Source organism: Dictyobacter formicarum, from assembly GCF_016587435.1.
In genome coordinates, this window is the sequence record NZ_BNJJ01000008.1 from 132,753 (window position 1) to 158,048 (window position 25,296).

The following is a 25,296-nucleotide window of genomic DNA, read 5'->3' on the forward strand; positions in this document are numbered from 1 at the left end:
CTACACATGTTAAATGGTATACTTTCCTTTTTGTTGAAGTTCCATCGCACGGACCATCGAAACGCACAAAGGATGAGGACGCCCATAGGTTCGGGCCTTGCGCCCGATTTATTGCTCAACGCATGAAAAATGTTCAAGAGACGATGTCATGTTCCCTTGTGTCCTAAGCTTACGCCTATTGATACCAGTGAGCTTGTAGCTTGAACATTCCAGCGTATAAACCATCGTGGGCTAGCAGCTCACTGTGTGTTCCCTCTTCAACGATTCGCCCGTTTTCCAGGACGATGATGCGATCAGCTAAGCGGGCAGATCCGAGGCGATGGGAGATGAGCAGGGCTGACTTGCCGTGCGAAATGTCGCGGAACTGGCGGTAGACTTCCACTTCAGCGCGAGCATCGAGCGCGGCTGTCGGCTCATCAAGGACCAGCACCGCAGCATTGCGCATATAGGCGCGAGCCAGAGCCAGCTTCTGCCATTGTCCGCCGGAGAGATCCTGCCCGTTCTCGTCATAGGCTTTGCCGAGCGTGGTCTCATACTGCTGGGGCAGGCGCTGAATCATTTCGTCAGCCCCGCTTTTCAGGGCCGCGCTACAGATGGCCGGCTCATTATTGAGCTGTCGTATATCACCAAAGCCGATATTATCGCGAGCGGTAACCTGGTAGCGCATAAAATCCTGAAAAACCATCGCGCATTGTGTGCGCCACGAAGTGAAATTGAGCTCTCGCAGGTTTTTATCGTCCACAAAAATACGTCCTTCTGTTGGCTGGTAGAGACCGAGCAGTAGTTTCGCAAGCGTGCTCTTACCCGCGCCATTCTCGCCGATGAGCGCGATCCGTTCTCCGGGCTGGATGCGCAGGTTGAGTTCGCGCAACACAGGTTGTTCTGTGCCAGGATAGGTGAAGCTCACCTGCTCAAACTGAATGGCGGGGACGTTCGGGGTTTGTTGCGCTTTCGTGTTGATGTTTGGTGATTGTGATGGTTGCACCAGGTCCAGGTACTCGAAGATATCTTTAATATATTGCATGTCCCGGTCAATTATTGTGATATCCCACAAAAAGCTAAAGAGAAACTGCTGGAATTGTATGACAGCGTTGAAGTAGGTCGCGTATGCCCCTAACGAGAAGCTGCCCTCTGCCATCAGCGTCACAACGCCGGAGAGTGTGAGGCCAAGAGTAAGTGTTTGACCACCATCACCGATGATGCTGGTCACGACCAGTTTGCGCTCTTGTTGTAAGCGGTGATCGCGCAAACCGTTAAAGATGTGGCGTCGCAGCTGCAGAAAATGATCCTGTAAATGAAACAGGCGCAGTTCCGCGGCGGCTGGACGAGTGCGCAGCATCTCTTCGAAGTAGTTGAGTCTGCGTTCTTCACCGGTCAGCTTGCGTTCAACGAGGTAGCGCTTCTTATTATGCGGGATGATCAGAGTGAGCGGAATGAGCGTGCCGATGAGGAGTAAGAATGGAAAGAACGGTGAACCGAGCGCGACGTAGAAAAGCAGGCTTACAATCGAAAAGAATGTGGATGGTATGCGTACCATGAATGCCAGCGTGCTAAAGATTCGATTATCTACCCCTTTTTGGGCGCGTTCCAGCTGGTCATAGTAGGCTGCAGACTCAAACTGTCCCAGTGGTAGCTGTCCGGCGTTCGTCAGTAGACATTCCTGAATACGCGCCTTCAGCAGTTCCTGAACACCGTCGCCGATCCAGTGTTCTGTCTGAAGTAGGATATTCCCCGCGATATAGGCCAGCAGCAAGAGCACGAGCCAGACGAGCACTGTCGAAAGGCTCTCCCGGCCACTGATGAAAGAGAGAGCACTATCGATCAGACGGCGTAAAAATATGAGCTGCACGACAGGAGCCACACCGTTGGCGAGCGATACCACAAGCAAGAATATGACTTCTTTGCGTCCCGACTGCCAGAAGAGGAGTAGCAGGCGGGGCAGAGAACCCCAATTCCCTCGTATTGCGCGCAGCATCTTCCCTGGTGTTCTCTGTTTGGTTGATGATGTCTGGCTACTCATGTGCGGTCCCTGCTTTCTCCTGATACCATTCTGCCTGCATCGTGTAGAGCTGGGCATAGGATCCGTTGGACGCTATCAGCTCATCATGGGTGCCCTCTTCAGTAATGGAGCCATGTTGCAGGAAGAGAATACGATCGGCCAGGCGGGCGGAACCGAGGCGATGCGAAATGAGGACAATCGTCTTGCTCCGGGCGACATCACGGAACTGGCGGTAGACCTCGTATTCTGTCCTGGCATCGAGTGCGGAGGCTGGTTCATCCAACAGTAAAAGGTGCGCCTCTCGCAGGTAGGCGCGCGCAATGGCCAGCTTTTGCCACTGGCCGTATGAGAGGTCGTGCCCGCCCTCAAATTCTTTCCCGAGCAAGGTTTGATAGCTCTGAGGCAAATGCTCAATGAATTCTGATGCACGACTCTTTTCAGCTGCCTGTTTGATCGCAGCAAGATCATCTTTCTTGTCCAGCAATCCCAGTCCGATATTCTCCTGAACGCTGAGCGGGTAGCGCATGAAGTCTTGAAAGACTGCGCCAACCTTCGCACGCCAGGAATCCAGTTGCATTTCATGCAGATCGATACCATCAACCAGGATACGTCCGCTATCGGGTTGGTAGAGACCGAGTAATAGTTTCGCGAGTGTGCTCTTGCCTGCGCCATTTTCTCCGACCAGCGCAATACGTTCGCCGGGTTGGATACGCAGGTTGAGATCGTGCAACACAGGGTGCTCCATACCGGGATAGGTGAAGCTGACGTGTTCGAAAAGAATGTCCTGGCTCAGCGATGGAGCGGCAGGACCAGCCTCATGAAACTCCTCGCTTTTCAGATTCAGAAATGCGGGCACGTACTGAATTTCTTTGGTGGAGCGATAGGCATGCTCGAATTGCCATTGGAGATTCCCTGCCAGCGTATTAAATTGTTGCAGACCAAGCAGTAAGGCAATGAAAGAACCAGCTGTAATCTGGTGATGCACAGCGGCATACAGCAGCATGAGCAGGCCAAAGCCCAACAGGCTGTAAGTGAGGATACTCACTCGATTGATAACAAAGAGATAGTGTAAGCGAAGTTTCGCCAGACGTTTCATCAACTCGTCGTTGAGATTACGCCAGCCTGCGATGATATGGTCTTGCAGGCCATAGAGGCGGACCTCTGCCGCCGCGTCGCGTTCGGTGAGCAGGCTACGCCAGTAGGTCAACTGGCGTCTCTGTGGTGTCTGCTCGTAATTCATGGTCATAAATGCTTTGTTCGCCTCAAATCCCCACTTAATGAGCAAGATCTGGCCGAGAATAAGCACGGGTGGGATCAACCAGTTGACCTGACCGAGGAGAAGCAGCACGCTCAGTGCCCCCAGGATACTTTGCAGGACACTTTGTACCTGTTCGCCCCAGAAGCGGCTGAAACGACGAATACCCTCTAATGCTCTCTGGCCGGTATCATGGATATGGGGCTCTTCAAAGCTGGCCAGGGGCAGGCTTACCGCTTTACGATAATAACGACTCAACAAACGGTCACCGACGCGTTCTCGCAACAGAGCTCCTTGGTAGGGTTGCAGTCCCTGGATGAGATTACTAAGCAGCATAATACTAAGCAGGAGGAACAACCAGATCAGCGTTGTATTCAGCCGACCCGATTGCAGGAGCGCAGGCCAGGCGATAAATCCTGATGCTTTGGTTGTATGTCGCACTGTCAAACTATCAATCAGCGCGGAAGTGAGATAAATTTGTAGTGCGGGAAATGAGCCGACGACACAGCCCAGGATGAGCGTTAATGTACAAATTATAGGGGCTGTCGTGAACATCAACTTGATACAAAACCAGAGATCGCGCAAGCTACGGTTGAGCAACTCAAAGGGAAAAAATTTTTTAAGCACTCTGCCTCTATTTCTACTCGCGTGGAGACTCACTAATGTTCGTAAGATAGTGCACATCTATAGATCGACGCTCTACATCATATATAAATAAAACTACCAAGCTGTGGTGGGAAGAAAAACATTCATATAAGGTCATTTGCAAAATTTGAGGTATATCTCAAAGTATAACATAAAATGCATAAAAATGCATATATTTGCTGTGATCAAACATAGCTGTTTTTTTGAGGATATACAGCGAACTGGGATTATTGGGGATGTAGATTAGTGGATGATAGCTTTTATGATAGAGAACTTATCCCATCAACTAGCTAATTCATGGCAGTGTCAGGATCGTTTTACTGCCGATGGCTCCGTTCCAGGACTCGTTGTTCTTTTTTAAGGCACACTCAAATAGTCTCTAAAAAAGTGATCGTTCCTTGTTATCCTGGTTGAACTTAAAAACCCAAAAAGCCAGAAAGCAGGAACGATCACATGATAGTGTAGATAACGACTTTCACCAGCAACAGCACACGGTTGACGCCCCATACATGCATAGTCGAGAGGGTCTGATCAAAGATAAACAATAACCCATCCGGTATCTACCGTTACAGGGTATGTTTCAACATGCGGAACATCTTCTTCCTCAACCCTTACTTCGTAAGTTTTTACATGGTATTTATGAGGATCAAAGATAGATTTACCATTCGTAAGATCAAACTCCCAGCCGTGCCAGGGACAGCGCACAATCTCCCCTTGACGCCCATACAGATACTCTCCGGGAGACGATGGTAATGTCATACCGGTTACTGTTCCAGCGCAAAGAGGCGCTCCCTGATGAGGACAGCTATTTCGAAGGGCATAATACGTACCACCCACGTTGAAAACGCCAATAGAACGCCCCTCTAAAGTGACTATTATACGCTTTCCAGGCGGCAAGTCAGCAGCCGCTCCAATTACGTGCTTTCCCATTACGCTACCTCTTACTTACAATTTGTAGAATTCCCTCGCATTTTCATGAAAAATGCGATTATGCATAGACTCAGGCAATTTTGGAAAGGCACGGAGAGGAGAGTCAAAATCCCAGTGCGGATAGTCGCTTGCAAACATCAGAATATGCTCAGCATCCATCATCTCAAGCATCTGAAGCAAATGCTGATCATTATCTGGTCGTTCCAATGGCTGTGACGAAATACGAACGTGTTCCCTCAGATAGTCACTTGGCCGCCGTTTCAACCAGGGAACTTCATAACGAAGCGCTTTATACTCCTGGTCCAGCCTCCACATGAGAGCAGGCAACCAGGAAACGCCTCCTTCCACCAGCACAATTTTGAAATCCGGAAACCGTTCAAATACGCCTTCGGTTATGAAGCTCACAAGATGCGCCTGAAAGCCAAGAGATAGACAGGTGTGCCATTCAATGTAATGCGTTGGATAACCCGGCGAGGGTTGAATGTTTATTCCCATACCATCAGTACCGGGATGAATTGCAAAAGGCAAACCATGTCTCGCACATGCCTCATAGATAGGATAATATTGTCGCTGACCAAATGGCGCACGGGCACCAGAATCGGTCATCACTTGCACAAAATGGGGATGCCCGGCCCATCGTTCAATTTCTCGCGCAGCGGCCAGTGGATCCTGGTGGGCAATTGTGATAGAACCTTTAAACGTTCCATCCTGGTTATACTTACCAAGCCATGTTTCCGCCAGCCAGTCGTTATATGCAGCTGCAATAGCAGTACCAAAGTCCGGATCAGGGTGCAGATTGCAGAATGCTCTCGGAAGGAGAATAGCATGCTCAATTCCGTATTCATCTAAGAGCTGCTCCTGTAAAAATTCTGGATCTGATCCAGCTGGCCCTCCATTGGGGGGATTGGCATCAAGCCGAGATCCATGCACAGGATTATCATAGAACCCTCGCCCTCCTCCACGATACCTATCTCTCCAGGGCTGCTTCATATAAGCACGAATCTCATCCATAGCTTTGGGATAGGGATGCACATCACAATCGATGATGCTTAATTTGCTTTTTTTGTCCCTAATATCTTGTTTGATTTGCAGGTTCATATCTACCGATCTCCTCATTTCAGAAAATAGCAGTACCACCTAATCAGCTGGAAGATAGCAATGCTTGCGAGGCCCGAACCCAGGCTGGAATATCTCTGCTTGGAGCAGAGTCGATCGGGCGGTGGCGGAGTGCTTCGGCTTCGTGAGTTTGCACACGACGGACGCGTGTTTCATCTCTGGTTGTCATCATTCTTCCTCAGAGGTTCTCCAAAACGAGAAATTGAAGCCTTTTGGCACTTCATGAACATAGAGACATTGTAGCACACGTAGGGATCGACACGAATGTTTCTAATTGATAGGTTATTGCTATGCAGCAAAATATTTCATATATAAATACTGTGCTCACGAGCACAATTTGGCACAACTATTAGCGAAGAATGTGTTTGATTCCTGGCGTGCTGGGAATCAAAGCGCCCTCGGATCTGGGGAACGCAGGTGTCCCCATACGTTTTTTCATGGTTGGTGCTTCTTGTGGCTTTCGGCTACTTTGGCGGTGAAAGAAGTTGTCGCGAAATCGGAGCACCGGTGGTCAACTGGTGTGTTACAATGGGTGGAGTTTACCATAACAGTAAGGAGTATGTTGTGCTTCACCAGATTCGTTGGACGATTCCGAAAATTGCCCAGCGCTTGAAGTTGATCGAGCCGCTGGTATATCGTCGGCGACAGGCATTGCCGCCGTTCCGTTTTCAAGCCTTGACGAGCCCGCAGGAGTCGCCTCCGGTTGGGGTTGAGGTTGATGACCGTGAGTGGAAGACCATTGAGCCCTATTCCTACTGGGGCGAGTGGCGCCAGAACTTTGTATTACGTACGACTTTCCAGTTGCCCACCGAGTGGGGGCAGGATGCGCCGCTCGCGCTGTATTTACCAATTGGTGATGCGGGCGATTTCATCCATCCCGAGGTGCTGGCCTATATCGATGGCGTATCCTATGCCGCCAGCGATCGCTACCACCATGAGTTTCTGCTGCGCCCGCAGTGGCAGGATGGGCAGCAGCACACGCTGGCGATGCATGGCTGGACCGGCCTGGGCGGTGAGAAGGGCACACAGCTGTTGATGAAGCCCTGCGAGATGGTCCAGATCGATCAGCCAACGCGCGATTTTATTGCCACGGCCCGTGTGGCGCTGGGTGCGGCCCAGGTGCTGACCGAGGCGACGCCCGCTCGTGGCAAGCTGCTCTATGCGCTTGATCGTGCCTTTACGATCCTGGATACACGCGAGCCCTTTGGCGAGGCCTTCTATGCCAGCGTGGCTGAGGCGCATGCCGCCCTCAAAGAAGGGGTTGCGCAGGCAGGCGCGCCACTGGATGTGGAGGTGGTGGGGACCGGCCACGCGCATATCGATGTGGCCTGGCTCTGGACGCTGGGGCAGACCCGGCGCAAAGCATCGCGCACCTTCCATACCGTGCAGCGGCTGATGGAGCAGTTCCCCGATTACCACTTTTCGCAGAGCCAGCCGCAGCTCTATGATTACATTCGCCAGGATCATCCCGAGCTGTTTGAGGCGATTAAGCAGCGGGTGGCCGAGGGTCGCTGGGAGGCGACCGGTGGCATGTGGGTTGAAGCTGACTGTAATCTGAGTGGTCCCGAGTCGCTGGCCCGCCAGTTCCTGCTGGGTCGCGCCTTCTTTAAAGAGCACTTCGGTGAGCATGTTGATACGCCAGTGCTCTGGCTGCCCGATGTCTTTGGCTATGCCTGGGCCTTACCGCAGTTGATCAAGCAGGCCGGGCTGGAGTATTTCTTCACCATCAAGATTGGTTGGAGCCAATATAATCGCCTGCCCTATGATAGCTTCTGGTGGCAGGGCATCGATGGCACACGCGTGCTGACCCACTTCAGCCCAACGCCCGAGAAGGGCAGTGCCTTCGCCAGTACCTACAATGCGATGGCAACTCCTGAGGATGTGCTGGGCACCTGGACCAATTTCCGGCAGAAGGATCTGGGCCATGATAATGTGACGCCGCCTGTGCTGACCGCCTTTGGCCATGGCGATGGTGGTGGTGGTCCAACCCGCGAGATGCTGGAGAACCTGCGCGAGATGGCGGCGTTCCCGGGTCTGCCACGCACTCGGCAGGGGCATGTCGATGCCTTCTTCCGCCAGCTGGAAGAGACCTCGGGTGCGCAGTTGCCGACCTGGAATGGCGAGCTCTACCTGGAGTTCCACCGCGGCACCTATACCACGCAGAGCCGTAACAAGCGCGCGAACCGCAAGAGCGAGTTCCTGATGCACGATGCCGAGTTCCTGGCCGCGCAGGCCAGCCTGTTGAACAGCGGCTACAGCTATCCGGTGGACGCTATCCAACGCGCCTGGCAGCTGATCTGTCTCAACCAGTTCCACGATATCATCCCCGGCAGTAGTATCCATGATGTCTATGTGGAGTCGGCCGAGCAATACAAAGAGATCACCGAGCTGGGTACCAGTGTACGCGATGGAGCCTTCCAGGCCATTGCCGAACAGCTTGGCGGCGACGTCTTGCTGGCCAATCCGACCTCCTTTGAGCGCAGCGACCTGGCCTACTGGCCACAGCGGCTTCCGGCGGGTCAGCATCTGCAGGTGAGCCAGACCGGCGAAACGGTTTCCACGCAGACCAGCGAGCAGGGCACCTGGATCGATGCCGGCACAGTGGCGCAATTTGGGATCACTGGTTTGCAATTGGTTGAGGGCGAGCAGAAGGCACCTACGACCGAGCTGACGGTGACCTCGAAGCTGTTAGAGAACAAGTATATCCGCATCGAGCTCAACAGCGACGGCGACATCACTCGCGTCTACGACAAAGTGCGTGAGCGCGAAGTGCTGCCCGAGGGCGCCATCGCCAACCAGTTCCAGGCCTTCGAGGACCGTCCGATGAACTGGGATGCCTGGGATGTCGATATCTACTATGATGACAAGCAGTGGCTGGCAGAGCCTGCTACCTCAATCCGCATCATGGAAGAGGGTCCGTTGCGTGCCACGCTGGAGATCCAGCGCCGCATCCTGCACAGCGACTACACCCAGCGCATCTCGCTGAGCTACAACAGCCCCCGCCTGGATGTCGATACGCACATCGACTGGCGAGAGCGTCACATCCTGCTCAAGGTCGCCTTCCCGGTTGATATCCTGAGTCCTGTGGCTACCTACGAGATCCAGTGGGGCAACGTCCAGCGTCCAACCCATCGCAACACCAGCTGGGACTGGGCTAGATTTGAAACGTGCGCGCAAAAATTCGTTGATCTGAGCGAAGGCGACTATGGAGTGAGCTTGCTCAACGACTGTAAATACGGCCATGACATTAAAGAAAATGTCATCCGCATCAGTCTGTTGCGCAGCCCAACCATGCCTGATCCGGAGGCAGACCAGGGTGAGCACCGCTTTACCTATAGTCTGTTGCCGCACGCTGGCAATTGGGGCGAGGGGACCATCAGCGCCGCCTATGCGCTCAATGATCCCCTGATCGTCTATACGCCAGAGCGTTCGGCCAGTGTGTCTGCCGGCCAGCAGCAGCTCCCGGCCCTGTTCAGCGTGGACAAGCCCAATGTCATCATCGAGACGGTCAAGCGTGCCGAGGATGGCAACGGCATCATTGTGCGCCTGTACGAGAGCCAGCGCCGCCGCGGTCATGTTACGCTCACCACCGGCTTTGAGTTGGCCGACGTCTGGCACACCAACCTGCTGGAAGAGAACGGCGAGCAGCTGCAGAGCCAGGGCGAGCAGGTCACCTTCTCGATCAAACCCTACGAGATCGTCACCTTACGCCTGGTGCGAGCATAAGTCTCACCCAATCTGGCACATACCAAACGTCGAAACGACGCTCCTCCCATGAGGGGGAGCGTCGTTGTGTTTCACCATGAAATAACAAGAGCTTCCATTCCCACCTTTAGGCTTCATAGCCCTCTTCTCATATCTGCCAGATCTCATCAAGAAGCTGGCACTTTCATGTAAAGCGGGAGGAACGGTGCCATTTGAAGCGATGATTACCACCTATCATCGGCAGTTGGAAGCGGAAACGAGGAAACAGCTTCCGTTCGCTCTCCTTCATCAGGTGCTCGATGCTCTTGAATTACAAGCGTGGCTCCTCGTTTGGCCTGACTATTTGATGGACGCGTCACCTCAGTGGCTGGACTCGCTCTTCAATCGCATTGATCTGCTTGCGAGCCGGCTCCATCTCGCCGTGCAGTAAGAGACAACTGAGTGGTTTTTCTCCTGCTTCTCAGTGGTGTTGCTAAAGAGGGGAGATCCTTTTCTTCTTTGAGAAGCGCTATTTTGACATTTGTTATAAAATAAAAGGAGTTTTCTTAAATACATAGAAATAGGATAGAAAGGACACAACTGGATGAGCGATGCATCTGCTGCTAATTCTGTGATGCCAGATATGGAACCGGTTGTTTTTGTGGCCCCGCGCAAAAAATTTATGACGGCTGGCCTGATATTTGTGGGCCTTGCCGTTGTCTCGCTGGCAATAGGTATCCTCCTTGGCTTACAACTCACCGATGGAACTTATTTTATGGTAGCTCTTGTTTTCACGGCCATTTTCGGGGCCATAGGAGTAATGACGGTGGTCACCTCTTTTGATCCTCCTCGCCTTCAGATCGATGCGGCGGGTTTGACAATGTCAGCACGAGGGCGTCAACACCGCATCCTGTGGTCGCAGATAGAGGAGATACGGATTGTTGACTTCTCAGTGATCATTGGCCAAAGATCGCTCAAGAGAGCGTCAGCGGATCAGGTGCCGGTTCATCGGGAGCGACTCTGGCTGGTGGCCTGGCTTCATTCAGGGGTGCCATTGCCAAAAGGGCATCTATATCTTCCCCAATGGTGGGAGGCAATCGGCGGAGTGCGAGTTTGCGACCTTAGCTATATGTATACATCGGTTACTGAGGTAGGCAACGCGGTGGCACGCTTTGCCGGGGAACGCTGGAATGAGTCTCGTGAGCCACGGTAGTGGTGAATAAAATATTTTGACTTCAACTATCTCCCTTCAAAGGCGCCTTTGAGCAATAGTGACCTGATTATTCCAGTGTGAAAAATTTTGTCGAGGTACTACGACGAATTGAGCACAGTATGGGGAGAGGAGAAAAAGAGCGGAGGATGGCTATGATCTCTGTACATGTGGAGGGCGTCAGGCGCAATTTTACGAGCAGCAGCGTGTTTCTGTATAGTGTGTTCCTGGTTGATGACACGGGGCGGCGCCTGCTGGTACTGGGGGTTGAACGTCATGAAGCGCTGCCCATTGTGGCGGTTCTGAACAATATTATCCTACCTCGTCAAGACACCATCAATCTGATGGCCGAGACGCTCAGATTGCTCAACTATACGCTAGAGGAGGTACGCATCGAAAGATATTCGATGCTTCCTCCACTTTACAATCTTTGTGGATGTCGACTACGCTGGCGTAAGGGAGAAGATGTACAGGAGCAGGTGATGCATCTGCGTCCCGGCGATGTGGTGGGGCTCGCTCTGCTCATGAATGCCTCGTTTCTTCTCTCAGATGACGTGTTCCAGCAAATGGGGACCGAACTTCCAGAAGGACAGCCTCTCGAACTTGTGCTGGCCAGATATATGCTCAAGCGTGAAGGAATCACGTTGCCCGAGGGGAAAGAACCGCGCCTGGGCTATAGTAAGACGCCACTGCGCGATGCCCTCGTCAAAGAGGTTCAAGGCTTCCCTTTTAGGAAAAGCGCCGATCTTCCCAGAAGAGGATATGGAGCAGCGCAAAAAGGAGTATCTGACCTTCTTGCTTGGAGAGAGTGCTTATTTCTTAACCTGAGCTGACTACGGATTGCAACGCGTGCAAGAATTCGTACATTTGTGCAAGCGGAAAATTTATGCCTGTGAGGGGCGCAACTCGCCAGAGCCACGCACAATCAGCTGCGTTGGCACAATCGTTTGTTGAACGGGTACATTGCTACCGGCCAGGCGCGCAAATAGTATCTCGCCCGCCCTGGCCCCCATTTCCGCCGGATCATGAGCAATGACTGTTACTGGAACGGGCAACATATCTGCGAGGTCAAAGTCATCAAACCCTACGAATGCTGGTTGAAATGTGTAGGAGCGAAGCGCGCGCAATACTGCAATACTGATGCGATTGCTGGTGGAGAAGATGGCGCTGGGAGGCTGTGGTAGGTTCATCAATGTATGGGTGGCTTGCTGGGCCTGGCGGGCGTCGTCGCAGTTAGAATAGATCAATGTTTCATCACAGGGAATGCCGTGCTCGGCCAGCGTTTCGTAGTAGCCCGCAATGCGCTCGGCTCCGGTATAGACGCGCGGATCACCCTGTATCACAGCAATACGGCGATGCCCATAAGAGAGTAGGTGCTTGATAGCCTGACGTGTTCCCCCACGATTATCAAGCACAATCGTATCGGTTTGCAACTGCATTGGTGGACGGTCAAGAAAGATGAACGGTGTCCCCATACGCAATTCTGCTGATAGATAGGAGTGATCAGATCCAGCAGGAACAATACAGAGTCCCTCCACGCGACGGCTTAGCAGAGCATTAACCAGTTCTCGCTCACGAAGCGCGTTTTCCTCCGAATTGCTGATAATCAACATATAGTTATACTTCTGCGCGACCCTTTCCAGGCCACGAGCAATACTTGAATAAAACGGGTTGGCGATATCTTCAATTATAAGTCCAATTGTTGAGGAGGCCTGCCCCTGGCGTAGGCTGCGCGCAATATCGTTGCGCCTGAAGCCAAGCTGCGCGATCGCCTGGTGTACACGCTCCCGTGTCCTGTCATCTACACGTGGCTCATTATTGACTACGCGCGACACGGTTTTGAGGCTGACTCCGGCAGCATTAGCTACATCTTGCATAGTTGGGCGTGCAAATGGAGGATCGTTAGATTCATTAATAGAGGATGCAGGTGTGGACATGGCCTTATTTCCCTTCGACTTCTGTCATCTTTATACCAGAGTTTTAATTGTTTCTATCATACAATAACATGTAGCTATTAATGAACTCAAACCAGCGTTTGCGCCTTGAAACGTAAAGCAGATGGGTGACCCTTTTCAACATCGGTGCTGAGAAGGGTCCTGCTTTCTTCTCGTGCTGCCAGTCAATTGTCAAAGTACATGAGAAAGGCAGCGTGTAGGGGATGCAATCCTCTGACTGGGTTCCAGGGCTGTGCCCCGGCCCTTCCTCTGCCCGCTGCAGGCGGTTCCCTTTCAATCGAAGACTGGCAAACCACTAGTTTGTATTATGCAGATTGACCATTGGAGCGAAAAATCCAGCGTTGATTTTACAACAAGTGAAAATTATATGAGAAAATATCATTATGCTGCTTTAAGTGTGTAATCTTTGTTTATTGAATGGCGCTCCCCAAAAAGTCATGCACAATAGAGCTGATCAATTGACAGTGAAAACACTGCTATGTATACTTCATCCATAACACCACTTGAATGCGTTGTAAGTGGCAGAAACATTTCGATTTATCATCAATTCTGATGTTAACAAAATTTCTACTGCGCATTTCATTCTCGGTAAAACGCAAAAAAGAATCTGCTACGTCCTACATGTATATACATACGCAACTCCGGTCATATAGACAGGTTATGGGTGGTTTTTGTTGTTTCGCCTGGTAGTTATTTTGTGTGAAGGGAGTAACAATGGTCTTCAGTTCTTATTTCAAGCGTGCCAGTTTGGCTGCGCTCTGTCTTGCTCTGTGTCTGATCGCGTTGTTGATCACAATAGGTCGAGGACGTGCGGCCGCAGGGCCTTTTCCGGTTAAAGTGCTGGTAATTACCATGTTTTCATCTGAGACACAGCCATGGTTGGCACACGAGAGCCTGCCTCTTGATTACAAGACGACCGGTGCTTTTAGCGATATGCATTGTAACAATAATGGTCTCTGTGTTACCACCACTGGTGAAGAGAAAGTCAATGCCGCTGCTAGTATGATGGCGATCTTGCGCGACCCGCAATTTTCGTTCCAGAATACCTATTTTATAACTGCTGGCATTGGTGGTGCGTCTCCTTCCAATAATACATTGGGTTCCGTGGCCTGGGCGAACTGGGTTGTTGACTGGGATCAGGGTCATCATCTCCTGCCTAATACAGCTCCTAATGTGCCTCATGGCTACCTGCAGAATAATAAAGCTGGCACCGGTGCCTTTCAGCTGAATAGTACACTGACCAACACGGCCATGACCATCACTTCTAAATTGCAATTACAAGATAGTCCCCAGGCTCAAGCAGCCCGGCAGAAGTATCCAAATCAGGCCAACCAGCATCCTTCTGTACTTGCATGCGACACGATAGCTGGTGACGATTACTGGGCGGGACAGGAGCTTTCCAATGAGGCTCAGTATATTACAGGTCTGTTGACCAATAATCAAGGCAAATACTGCACAACGGAACAGGAAGATACAGCAGTGGCTGCTGTGCTGCAGCGCACAGGCCATCTGGACCACTACCTGAACCTGCGCGCCGCCAGCAATTTTGATCAGCCAGCGGCCGGTCAATCTGTACAAGATTTGCTCGCGAACTTCCCGGGTTCTAGCATCGCCTTCGCCAATGCTTACCAGGTTGGTTCAACCATGGCCCACTATCTGCTCACGCATCAGGTGTAAAGGCTGGATGCGTCCAGGATAAAGTGAAAACCAGTGCCCCTCTTTTTTATCAGAAGAGGGGCACTGGTTTTTATGTGGGCTCGATAATTTGTCGACCAGATTATGATCTTGTTTATGCGTTAGATCTGGTGACGTTTGTGACGTTGCCCATATCGACCATGCATAAAGGACCAACATTGGCAACATACTTGGGTGATAATGAGAGCTCTGTGTAGATGAACTCGACATGCTCTGAAACACCATCATTAGAGTACCAGAGCAGGTCATAGCTGCCCTTGGGGATACCCTGGAAGACAAAGTTTCCGTTGGGCTGGATGTCGGTTTTGTATGGCGCATTGTCCCATTTGTTGAATATTTCATCCTGTGACATCAAGCCATGCAGACCCTGCACCAGCGCGATTTGTGAAAAGTTGTGCTCAGGTGTGGTATTGACAAAATGACCTTTGACATCCTGTGGAACACTCAGTGCTTGTTGGGCTTTCTGGCCTTCCGGAGTGTCTTTATAATCTTTAGCCAGTTGTTGATAATATGTCACTGAGTCGGTGCAAGAACTGGCACGTGTCGTCACGCCCTGACCCATGATGGCCTTGGCTAGATCTGTATGGATCTGCTTAGATTTGGCTGGATATGGATAGGTTGAGACGATCTTATTGAACGAGTCTACGGCGTCATTATAGTTTTTATTGTGCAGTTGTGACTCGCCCTGCCCCAGGAGGGCCTTGGACATATTTGTACGTGTGTCATTAGCCTCTTTAGCATCTGGAAACGAGGTAAGAATTTTGTTGAAGCTATCGATAGCGGAGCTATAGTTCTTAGACTGCAACTGACTACTGCCTATCTGGTAGTAGGAGGTCGCATCCAGAGGTTGGGCCCGTTGCCGACAGTTATTATCACAATATTGTAGACCCAGAGTGGTATCCAGGAACATGGTTGCGTCGGAATAATTATGAGCTTGCATACTTTGCTGGGCCATCGAAATGCGTGTATCTATGCTGCCTTGCTGTGCGCGTTTTACCTGTTGCACAACATCCGGGTTAGCTGTAGTGTCAGGTTCGGTGTTGCTAAAGTGGTCGATGACATAAGTGAATTGTGTCAGGGCACCATTGTACTGATGCTGTTTGCTGAGATCTAGTCCCCATGAAGTATAGGTACGTGCAAGGTTAGCACCGGTGGGTGGCTGTTCTCCAGCAAAGGTATATTCATTGATGGCCTGTTGCCACTTTTGCTGATTCTCAAAGGATTGACCTTGCCATTCATGTATCGTGCCCTGGGAAGCTCTGGCCCAGCCAGAGAAGATCAAGAGGACCAGCAAGAAGGCTGTAGAGATCAGGCGGCGTGGTTTACTGACTGGAACGATCTGGCGTAGGCGCGTGCGCACAAACCATCCTACTGCGACAAGTACACCAATAATTAGCGCGGCAACGGAGGCCTGTGAGGCTCCTTCAGCCCAGTCGCTTCCTATGATATACAGCACGATCAGTAGCACTATAGTCAGGACAATTCCACCGCTAAACAGCCATAGTGGCAAGGGGGCTGCCTGCTTCTTTGGTTGTCTGGGTTTTGGTTGGTAGCCGACATTAGGTCGTTGCTGATGGTTGGGTGGGGGATAGCCAGGTGCCGACTGATAGTTGGGCCCAGATTGATAGTTGGCCCCCGATTGATAGCTGGGTGGTGGTGGATAACTGGGCGCAGACTGATAGTTGGGTCCAGATTGATAATTGGTTCCCGACTGATAATGGGGTGGTGGCGGATAGCTGGGTCCAGATTGATAATGAGGTGACTGTGGATGGTCTGTAGTTGACTGGTTATCAGGAAGTAATGGGGCACTTGAAATAGTAGGATAACCAGTACGATCAGGTTGACTATCCGCGGTCTTATTAGGCTCTGCATTATCCTTTGAACGAGAAGATGCATTTACCCTCTTTAATTTCTGGGTTGTTTCTTGTGAAGATGACTTCAGCACAGTCTTATCATCCTCCTCCTCATCTGGCTGTGGAAATGGGGATGAATATGTATTGCCTGACTCATTGACTGGTTGATTATGTGTTGTGCTGTCGTCCTCTCCATTAGAGGCTTGCGACAAAGGCTTGTCATTAGAATCCATTCTTGCGTGAGACCTCCATGTGCTTATACAGTTGCTTTAATTTTGATGATACCTACTTCTTCTATGTGTGAATGCCAGAGAAGGTAAAAATGTCAGAAATATTTTTACACTCCCTGAGGGATAAAGACGTGTAGACGAAGCTGAAATTCAATAGATAACTTTGAATATTTTAATAAATTTGAGAAGAAATGTAAACGTGGATATCTGATTTTTTGGGGGTATGACTTGACGATTAGCTCTAGAGCGGGTACACTCTAGTGGTTATAACTGTTTGCATGGCTTGGAACAGGTGATGATTAGAACTGTTCCCTGATAAAAGACGCTAAAGAGCTCTGAGCAATCCTCTGTAGAATAATCTCTTCCTGCACGCCAGTTCTACTTACTTATCAGATAGCAGCATTGCTTCCGTGACCTCGCGGCCTGCTCCTGGTAATCCCTGCCACATTTTATTGTCAGGGAGCTATAGTGCGTCCACAGTTTGACGCTTTGGCCGAAAGGATTTTTGATGCCATCTTTTTCTGCAACTTTTTCCGAATTTACATTGCAACCCGCCACACGTGCGGTGCTAACAGATATGAAAATTACTCAACCCACTCCCATTCAGGCCGGTGCCATTCCAGTGCTGTTGGCTGGAAAAGATCTTGTGGGACAGTCGGCGACCGGTTCCGGTAAAACGCTGGCCTACAGTATTCCCCTGGTGGAAAGACTTTCTAAAGATAAACGCTTCGTACAGGCGCTGGTTCTTGTACCAACCCGTGAGCTGGCCGTTCAGGTTAATACTGTTTTGAGCAAGCTGGCCGCCGCACGGAGGCTCTCGACCGCTTTACTGGTTGGTGGCCGACCTTATAACCCGCAAACATCGGCCCTGCGTTATGGTGCCCAGATAGTCGTTGGCACGCCGGGCCGTGTGAAAGATCATCTGGAGCGAGGCAGTCTGACCCTTACCCGGTTGCGCATCTGTGTGCTGGATGAGGCTGATCAAATGCTGGATAGTGGTTTTGCCCCCGAGATTGAGGAGATCTTAACCACGACTCCCGAAACACGTCAGATGGCACTCTTTTCAGCTACAATGCCCGACTGGGTGGCGAAGATCCAGGAAAAATTCTTGCAAGATCCTGTTAAAGTAGCTATCCAACCGGCCACAGGGGCAGAAAGTACCATCGAGCAGATTGCTTATCAGATACCACAAGACCAGAAGATGGCGGCACTCTGTACTCTCTTGAATTCTACCGGTGGCGAAAGTAGCCTGATCTTTGGGAAAACCAAATATGGCGTTGAGAAGTTAGGTAAGCAGCTCAGCAACCTTGGTTTTGCTGTGGGAACCCTCCACGGTAACAAGAGCCAGCGTGCGCGTGAAGAGGTACTGGCCGCCTTCCGCCATGGGCGGGTACAGACCTTGCTGGCTACCAATGTAGCCGCTCGCGGCCTGGATATTCAGGGTATTTACCAGGTTATTAATTATGAACTGCCCGAGTCCAGTGAATTGTTTACCCATCGTATCGGTCGGACGGGCCGCATGGGGCGCCAGGGCAAGGCGATTACGTTGCTCACCCCATCTGATGTCTCCAAATGGCGACGGATGTCGCGTAACCTCGGTCAGGCCGTCTCGCTAAAGCAGCTGACTATCGCCGATGATGCCATGGTTGCCAAACCGCTTCCCCAACCCGTTATAGTAGCCGCGCCAGAATCTGAGCAGCGTCTTGGGTCACGACCAGCGCGTACTCGCAAGTATGCATCCTCTACTCCAACATATGACAGGAGCGCACGGCCAGATGCTGAGGATAATGCCCCTGCTGAAACGAAGCAACGGACGAAAAAGATCCGTGTCAACACAGCACCTACATGGCAGTCGGAAGAGTTTGTCAGGCCGGAACGTTTTGTTGCCAATAAAGAGAGACATGGTAAACGGACGGCAGGTCAGTCAGCCCGATTCGGTCGCAACAAAGTGAAGCACAACGCCTATGCTTCTTTTGAGACAGAAGCCCAATATCACGGAGATGATAAAAAATCTGGCGCCAGGGCAAGTGGACGCGCGCGCCGCCGCGCCGTCTCCACGGGTCGCTCCAACCATCGCTAACTACGGCTCCCATCGAACTGTACTTTTTGTTGAGAGATAGTGTGCTCCTGGACTTCATATATTCATGATCGCGCGCAATATAGAGCTATGCAGACCATCGATCTGGCAGATCGATGGTCTGACTTTGTCAACTTTAATAGCGTAAGTGCTACTGTTTCTGTGTGATGCTTGTTTTATTGAATGGCGTGTGGTGCTGTAGCTTTATTCTCACTGCGTACAGTATGACCGGCCTGAGCCAGGATCTGAATGGCTAGATTGAGATTTTTCTCCTGGACCAGCACGTGTCCGGTGTCATAAGTAGTAGCGGTAAAGACGCTGAGTTTTGCGTCTGCCAGCGGGGACAGTACCGCGGCCAGGATGCCAGTTGTGCCGGGTGTGAACGGTCCCTCAATTCGCAGGCAGCGCCAGCCTTTGGTGTAAATAACTTCATCCGGTATGTTTTCCTGGGGACGGATGATTGAGAGTTCTTCATCTGTTTTGGTAATGGCTACGAAATTCCCTTTGAGCATGTCGGCTGAAATCTGGGTGGCTGGATCTAAACGGCAGATGGCCAGTATATCTGGTTGAAGCGTAAGAATAAGTCGTTTGTTTGTCATGGTAGCCTGATCCCTCTTCTTCCTCTTCTCATAAGTCAATTCATCTGCTTTGGGCTTCCGCGCTGAAGTTATTTTTTCTTTTGTACTATTGCAGTGTGCCACATTCTAAATTTTTTCTCAATTGATGTTTGTTCTAATTAGAAGGTCAGCAATATAAGGTGGATGTTGAATTGCTATGGAGGAATAGATCAGGCTTAGCCATATATTTCAGCAATTGCATGAGCGGTTGCGGCCACGGCGACCCTGACCTGGGATGGTTCCAGGACCGTCGCGTCGGCCCCTAGTCCGAGTGCGTAGGAGATGGCGTCGTCAAGGGATTCGACATTTACCTGTACGATGGCGCCTCCATCTGCATTTTCCTTCAGGACGTTGACGTCTCCATGGAGGGCGCTGTAGCGAGCATTGGCGGTCACATGGAGTTTTAGAGAAATAGGGGGATGCTGTTTCTCTAATTGTTTGCGTGCTTCGCGCCAGTAAGCATGCAAATCAAAGTCTGGTCTGGGGGTGGTAAGTTCTTCTCGTACATAAACCTGCTCAATGTCACTGACACGCAGCGTATGGAATGACTGACAGCACTGGCAGAAGGCAACCAGGTACCAGCGTCCTGTGCGGATATGGCGCCGGCTGAGCCCTTTAAATACTAATCCATAAGGTTCGATACGGCGCCACAAAACACCGGTGCCTGTGAACTTTGAGCAACTGCTACTGGGATAAAGAATATCTAGTTGATAGGAACCCAGTACAGCGGCCCTTATCGTTTCCAGATGGGTCGGTTCCATTGTTTTATTACACCACGCAGATGTATCAACCAGAATATGGTCGCGTGCCGCCCGTACGTCTGCCTGATATTCTTCGGGTAGTACTGCCTCTAATTTGACCAGGGCTCGATGCAGATCTGTATCACCGGCAAACAGGTTGTAGTTGCCAGAAATATCGGCACTTAAAATCAGCGAAATAGCTTCTTCGCGGGTAAAAATAGCTGATTCTAAGTGATAATCTTCTGGTAAGTAATAGCCTCCCCTGGCCCATATTCCATTGAAACAGGTACGTGCGCGAGAGAAAGAGTAATAATGTCTCGATAAATGGTACGTATTGAGACACCCAAAATGTCGGAGAGTCGCTTCGCCGTCATTTTTCCACGCGCCTGCAGCAATAATGTAATTGCCACAAGTCTTTCAGTCTTTTGCATATCTTTTATTATGTGCTACTGATCCATAAAAAACAAGAGGGGATGAGTTTAAGAATTTGCTGTTTTTTGACGAATATCGTTAGTGAGGAAGGCGCAAAAGATCAGTTATGGGTCGCAGAATAATGTAGCGTAGGGATTGTCCTCTATGCTGTGCAGAACGATGCGCGGCGCATCGTTCTGCACAGCATAATAAAAAGGGGCTCTGGTGCGTCAGCATACCTCTACGAGGGGGACACAATGTCAGTGATCAGGGGAAGCAATTCTCTCCGGAAAAACTAAAAAACTATATGTATGAAGCTAAAGGTACCAGAAACTTTGCTCTAGCAGTGTAGCAAAAAAAGAAAAGAGGATCTTAAAAGAGCAAAAATTGGAAAAATTGCCTATTCCCGGAAATTGATAATAATTTCCGGGAAAATAATAAAACTCAATTACCGAAATTTCCAAAAAAGAAGTGCAATGACTGACAAACGTATGTCAGCCATTTCCTTTTAGACTTTAAGTGATGATACTAACCTGTCACATCCATTGATGTATGTGATTTGTCGTCAGGCGCTACTTGCATGATGTATTTCACGCGTTAGTGGATGAAAGATAGCGTAATAGGTCATCTTTGTTTTTATGGGCATCACCAGAAATGCCCCGACGTGCGATGAGTATGTGTATTGGGTATCCTGCGGATAAGGCGCGTCAAGAAAGGATTTATCTGGAATGCAGGTAACACAGGCCAATCAGCAATCTTCTTCATCTTTAAGTAAGGCTCAAGTACAAGAAAATTGGCGCATTTATATGCGCATTATCAAGTTGTTGCGACCTCACTGGGTTAAGGCAATTGGAACCGTAATCTGTATTGCGCTGGCAACAGGTTTTTCGTTGATGGTGCCCTGGTTGTTGCAGTGGGTCGTTGATGTAGGTATTCGTAGTGGTCGTTTTCAGGATTTGTTGTGGGTCGCGTTGGCGATTCTGGTAACCAGTACATTGCGCGGTCTCTTTTCGTATGGGCAGGGCTATCTTTCTCAGGCCATTTCGTCGCTGGTAGCTTACGATCTGCGCAATATGCTCTATGATCATTTACAGCACCTCAGTTTTTCATTTCATGATGATTCTGAAACGGGTCAGCTGATGTCACGTATGACCGCTGACATTGAAGCTGTACGTAACTTTTTCCCTATGGGACTAATGCGCGCCCTGGTAGCAGTGGCTACTTTTGCTTCTGTGACAGTCTTATTATTGCGACTCGATGTGTATCTGGCTCTTATTACGTTAATTTCAGTACCTATTATGCTAATTCTCTCGGCCCAGGTTGTCAAGCGTTTGCGACCTTTGTGGCTGTCAGTTCAAAATGGTGTGGGCGATCTGAGCACAATTATGCAGGAAAGTCTGAGTGGTGTGCGGGTCGTGAAGTCTTTTGCACGCGAAGAGTTTGAGATTGAGAAATATGGTACGAAGAATCTGGAATTGCGCGAGCTCAATATGAGTGCTATGCGCCTTTCTGCCTGGAATCAGCCTTTGTTAGTTCTTTCACTGAACGTGGTGACGGTACTTGTGCTATGGGTTGGTGGTATCGCTGTCATTAATCGTACGTTGAGCCTGGGTACCCTGGTGGCGGTGACCAACTATATCCTGCTGCTGGGAGCGCCGGTGCGTACATTTGGTTTTATGATTAACTGGTGGGTACGTGGCCTGTCGGGCGGGACGCGTATTTTCAATGTCTTGGATACTCAATCTGATATTACTGATGCGCCGAACGCTAAGGTGCTGGAAAAAGTGGCTGGTCATGTGCGTTGTGAGCATGTTTCATTTGCCTATAGTAATGGTGTGGAAGTTCTACATGATATCACTATTGATGCGCAGCCGGGTCAGACCATCGCTATTCTAGGTCCGACTGGTAGCGGCAAGAGTTCTATGCTGCATTTGTTGCCACGTTTCTATGATACTAAAGAAGGACGTGTGCTGATCGATGGGTCAGATGTGCGTGATGTCACGCTGGCCTCGTTGCGGCGCAATATTGGCCTGGTGTTGCAAGACGTGTTCCTGTTCAATGCTACGATTCGCGAGAATATCGCTTATGGTGTGGTTGGAGCAACCGAGGAGCAGATAGTTGAAGCTGCCAAGGCAGCGCGTATTCATGATTTCATTCTGGCGCTTCCCGATGGCTATGAGACCTGGGTGGGTGAGCGTGGCGTAACATTGTCAGGTGGTCAGAAGCAGCGTGTCGCGATCGCGCGCACACTATTGCTGGATCCAAGCATCCTGGTGTTGGATGATTCTACTTCCAGTGTGGACATGGAGACTGAATATCTGATTCAGCAGGCGCTTGAGGAAGTGATGCGCGGACGTACCACTTTTGTGGTGGCTTCCCGCTTACGTACCATCAAAAATGCTGACCAGATTCTCGTTTTAGAGCGTGGTAAGATTGTTGAGCGTGGTACCCATGCTACATTATTACAGCGTAATGGCCCTTATGCCCGACTCTATGATTTGCAGCTGCGAGAGCAGGAAGAGTTTGAAGCACAGATGCTAGATACTCATTCTGATCTGCAGACGGAGGTATTGCAGTGATTAAGACGAAGGCAAATGAGAAGGCGGCTTCTTACGCTGCCTATAGACGTTCGCATACCTGGATTGAGAACAGCCTGGCCCATTCTGATGAAGACGAGGGCTTGGATTTTGACTGGAAGCTGGTCAGCATGTTTTTTCCCTATATCGGGAAATACAAAACGCCAGCGATCTGGAGCATGGTGCTCATGCTCGTTTATACCTTGCTCAACCTGCTCAATCCGTGGTTAATTGGAGTGGCGATCGATAATTACATTACCCATAGTGACCTGATAGGCCTGGCGATACTGAGTGTTGTCTTCCTGGCCGTCAATGTCGCCATGTGGCAGGCCCAATACTGGCAGGTCTGGTCGATGTCCTGGGCTGGTCAGCAGATCTTGTACTTGCTGAGCGCTGATATGTTTACGCATCTTCAGCGCCTCTCATTGAGCTTCTACGACCATACACAGATTGGTCGCGTCATGTCGCGCTTACAGAGTGACATTGATGTACTGGAAGCGATGCTCAGTTCAGGACTGCTCTCGATGCTGGGCTCGGTGATCTCGTTGGTGGGTATTATCGCCTTGATGTTGATTATGAGCCCACTTCTGGCATTGCTGACCTTTGTGGTTTTGCCCATCATGTTTGTCATCGCGGCCTTCTGGCAGAAACATGCTCAGACCTCTTTCCGTCGCACTCGTGCCTCGATCTCGCTGGTGAACTCGACATTGCAGGAGAATATCTCTGGAATGCGCGTGATCCAGAGCCTGGTGCGTGAGGATCGCAACCGGGCCGAGTTCGATGATCTGAATGCCTATAACCGGGATACCAACCTTGATTCCAGCCGGATTGCGGCGCTGGTGCTGCCTCTGGTTGAGGTTGTGGCGGCTCTGGCTATCTGTCTGGCCGTTGTCTATGGTGGTTACCTGGTCTCGAAGGGCCAGTTGTTGATTGGTACACTGGTCGCCTTCGTGCTATATATTAACCGCTTCTTTGATCCTATTCGTGATCTCAGCCAGCAATATACACAGCTGCAACGTGCAGGCGTGGCGGCTGAGCGCATCTTCCAGATCTTGAGTATGAAGGTTGAGATCAAGGATAAGCCAGATGCTCAGGATCTGCCGGAGATCAAGGGAGATGTCAAGTTCCAGGATGTTGTCTTCGGTTATAATCCTGCGCGTCCGGTGCTGCGAGGTTTGAACTGGGATATTCAATCTGGCCAGACCGTGGCGATTGTGGGCCCGACCGGCGCGGGTAAGAGTACCATCATCAGCCTATTGACGCGCTTCTATGATATCCAGAGCGGATCGATTACTATCGATGGCTATGATCTGCGCGACGTGACGCAGAAATCGTTGCGCCGCCAGGTTGGTGTGGTGCCACAGGAACCATTCCTGTTTACCGGCAGCATTGCGGATAATATTCGCTATGGTCGCCTGGATGCTACGGATGATGAGGTTATGGAGGCAGCCAAAATTGTCGGTGCCCATGAACTGATTATCCAGTTGCCCGATGGCTATAACACGCCTATCCGTGAGCGTGGCCGTAATCTGAGCATGGGACAACGCCAGCTCATCTCGTTCGCCCGTGCATTGTTGGCCGACCCACACATCCTGATCCTGGACGAGGCTACGGCTAATATCGATACCTTTACTGAAGCGATCGTTCAGATGGGACTCAAAAAGCTGCTGCATGGTCGCACTGCCTTTGTGATTGCCCATCGCCTCTCGACGATTAAAGACGCGGACTGCATTGTGGTTCTGCAGGCGGGTCAGATCGTTGAGCAGGGTACTCATAGTGAGCTGTTGCAGCGCGAAGGGGAGTATGCGTCGCTGTATGCGATGGGTTTCCGCCACGCTGCTGCTGCCGCTAGCGCTTAGCGCGTGCTTCTTTTCCCGAGCCATTGGATGGCTCGCCAGCCTGGGGGCGTCAGCGCCCCCACTCTTTTTTATGTATGTTGCATGACGTGCGCTGAGCGCACGTCATGCAACATACATAAAATCTTTTGAGAGCCGAAGGAGCCTGACGGTTCGCGCCTTCGGCTCTCAAAGAATTTTTTTTGCACTACTGAATAAAAACAGAGCTCGGGCGCGCACGCGCCTGTCCTCAAAGGGGGAAACAGGAGCCGGCTCCTGTTTCCCCCTTTGTATTCTTCAGGCTTTCTGTAACGAACACTGAGCTAAAAGCGTGTATGAGATAAGTTCCTTTCAGAGGACCTGTCAGGGGCCTTCTTCAATGCTATTGCGGTTACAGAAGACGTTGTGATGCCGCGAAATTTCCGCGCGTATTCCGCGCAAACGAGCTGGTTCTCCGCGAATTATATA

The 25,296-nt window shown here is 50.7% G+C and carries 17 protein-coding genes and 1 pseudogene; 9 read left to right on the top strand and 9 right to left on the bottom strand.

Annotated elements, in window-relative coordinates:
* Positions 1 to 175 precede the first annotated feature (175 nt).
* The 4 genes from JMI88_RS15415 to JMI88_RS15430 form a co-directional block, all read right to left on the bottom strand.
* On the bottom strand, positions 176 to 2,020 hold the full coding sequence (locus JMI88_RS15415) for an ABC transporter ATP-binding protein (RefSeq protein ID WP_201362808.1): 1,845 nt from the start codon (positions 2,018 to 2,020) through the stop codon (positions 176 to 178).
* Positions 2,013 to 3,881: an ABC transporter ATP-binding protein gene (locus JMI88_RS15420; RefSeq protein WP_201362810.1), complete on the bottom strand. Its 1,869-nt coding sequence runs from the start codon at positions 3,879 to 3,881 to the stop codon at positions 2,013 to 2,015. The genes JMI88_RS15415 and JMI88_RS15420 overlap by 8 nt, the downstream gene beginning before the upstream one ends.
* A 549-nt stretch (positions 3,882 to 4,430) precedes the next feature.
* The gene (locus JMI88_RS15425) at positions 4,431 to 4,829 is read right to left on the bottom strand and encodes a Rieske (2Fe-2S) protein (protein WP_201362812.1); all 399 of its coding nucleotides are present in this window, start codon (positions 4,827 to 4,829) and stop codon (positions 4,431 to 4,433) included.
* A gap of 15 nt (positions 4,830 to 4,844) precedes the next feature.
* Positions 4,845 to 5,927 (bottom strand): amidohydrolase family protein, encoded by a 1,083-nt coding sequence (locus tag JMI88_RS15430; protein WP_201362814.1) that lies wholly within the window; start codon positions 5,925 to 5,927, stop codon positions 4,845 to 4,847.
* Between the two features lie 582 nt (positions 5,928 to 6,509).
* On the opposite strand from JMI88_RS15430, the gene JMI88_RS15435 reads away from it, so the two are divergent.
* The 4 genes from JMI88_RS15435 (at position 6,510) to JMI88_RS15450 (ending at position 11,672) form a co-directional block, all read left to right on the top strand.
* Positions 6,510 to 9,671: an alpha-mannosidase gene (locus tag JMI88_RS15435; RefSeq protein ID WP_201362816.1), complete on the top strand. Its 3,162-nt coding sequence runs from the start codon at positions 6,510 to 6,512 to the stop codon at positions 9,669 to 9,671.
* 184 nt (positions 9,672 to 9,855) lie between these two features.
* On the top strand, positions 9,856 to 10,080 hold the full coding sequence (locus JMI88_RS15440; RefSeq protein WP_201362818.1) for a hypothetical protein: 225 nt from the start codon (positions 9,856 to 9,858) through the stop codon (positions 10,078 to 10,080).
* A 153-nt stretch (positions 10,081 to 10,233) separates the two neighbouring features.
* On the top strand, positions 10,234 to 10,842 hold the full coding sequence (locus JMI88_RS15445) for a PH domain-containing protein (protein ID WP_201362820.1): 609 nt from the start codon (positions 10,234 to 10,236) through the stop codon (positions 10,840 to 10,842).
* A 146-nt stretch (positions 10,843 to 10,988) separates the two neighbouring features.
* Entirely contained in the window at positions 10,989 to 11,672 is a 684-nt protein-coding gene (locus tag JMI88_RS15450) for a bifunctional nuclease domain-containing protein (protein ID WP_201362821.1), read from the top strand.
* 51 nt (positions 11,673 to 11,723) lie between these two features.
* Here JMI88_RS15450 and JMI88_RS15455 read toward each other — a convergent pair whose 3' ends face one another.
* Positions 11,724 to 12,776 carry a LacI family DNA-binding transcriptional regulator gene (locus tag JMI88_RS15455; RefSeq protein WP_201362822.1) on the bottom strand — a complete coding sequence of 351 codons (1,053 nt, stop codon included), beginning with the start codon at positions 12,774 to 12,776 and terminating at the stop codon, positions 11,724 to 11,726.
* Positions 12,777 to 13,508: 732 nt separating this feature from the next.
* Between JMI88_RS15455 and JMI88_RS15460 the strand changes: the two genes are divergently transcribed.
* Complete coding sequence (locus JMI88_RS15460; protein ID WP_201362823.1) at positions 13,509 to 14,471, top strand: purine-nucleoside phosphorylase; 963 nt, start codon at positions 13,509 to 13,511, stop codon at positions 14,469 to 14,471.
* Positions 14,472 to 14,583: 112 nt separating this feature from the next.
* Here the strand turns inward: JMI88_RS15460 and JMI88_RS15465 are convergent, their stop codons facing one another.
* Positions 14,584 to 16,575: a tetratricopeptide repeat protein gene (locus tag JMI88_RS15465; protein WP_201362824.1), complete on the bottom strand. Its 1,992-nt coding sequence runs from the start codon at positions 16,573 to 16,575 to the stop codon at positions 14,584 to 14,586.
* Positions 16,576 to 17,149: 574 nt separating this feature from the next.
* Here JMI88_RS15465 and JMI88_RS40685 point away from each other — a divergent pair.
* A pseudogene (locus JMI88_RS40685) lies at positions 17,150 to 17,653 on the top strand (DEAD/DEAH box helicase); the annotation flags it as partial.
* Between the two features lie 120 nt (positions 17,654 to 17,773).
* Entirely contained in the window at positions 17,774 to 18,652 is an 879-nt protein-coding gene (locus tag JMI88_RS40690; protein WP_373323870.1) for a helicase-related protein, read from the top strand.
* A 173-nt stretch (positions 18,653 to 18,825) separates the two neighbouring features.
* On the opposite strand, the gene JMI88_RS15475 is transcribed toward JMI88_RS40690, so the two are convergent.
* From JMI88_RS15475 to JMI88_RS15485, 3 genes are all read right to left on the bottom strand, one after another.
* Positions 18,826 to 19,248 (bottom strand): ACT domain-containing protein, encoded by a 423-nt coding sequence (locus JMI88_RS15475; protein ID WP_201362826.1) that lies wholly within the window; start codon positions 19,246 to 19,248, stop codon positions 18,826 to 18,828.
* A 194-nt stretch (positions 19,249 to 19,442) separates the two neighbouring features.
* Positions 19,443 to 20,027, bottom strand: a complete 585-nt coding sequence (locus JMI88_RS15480) for a helix-turn-helix transcriptional regulator (RefSeq protein ID WP_201362827.1) — start codon at positions 20,025 to 20,027, stop codon at positions 19,443 to 19,445.
* Between the two features lie 206 nt (positions 20,028 to 20,233).
* Positions 20,234 to 20,416 carry an HTH domain-containing protein gene (locus JMI88_RS15485; RefSeq protein ID WP_201362828.1) on the bottom strand — a complete coding sequence of 61 codons (183 nt, stop codon included), beginning with the start codon at positions 20,414 to 20,416 and terminating at the stop codon, positions 20,234 to 20,236.
* Positions 20,417 to 21,145: 729 nt separating this feature from the next.
* Between JMI88_RS15485 and JMI88_RS15490 the strand changes: the two genes are divergently transcribed.
* Together JMI88_RS15490 and JMI88_RS15495 are read left to right on the top strand one after the other, a co-directional pair.
* Positions 21,146 to 22,996, top strand: a complete 1,851-nt coding sequence (locus JMI88_RS15490) for an ABC transporter ATP-binding protein (RefSeq protein ID WP_201362829.1) — start codon at positions 21,146 to 21,148, stop codon at positions 22,994 to 22,996.
* Positions 22,993 to 24,852: an ABC transporter ATP-binding protein gene (locus JMI88_RS15495; protein WP_201362830.1), complete on the top strand. Its 1,860-nt coding sequence runs from the start codon at positions 22,993 to 22,995 to the stop codon at positions 24,850 to 24,852. Before JMI88_RS15490 ends, JMI88_RS15495 begins: the two co-directional genes overlap by 4 nt.
* Positions 24,853 to 25,296: the final 444 nt, after the last annotated feature.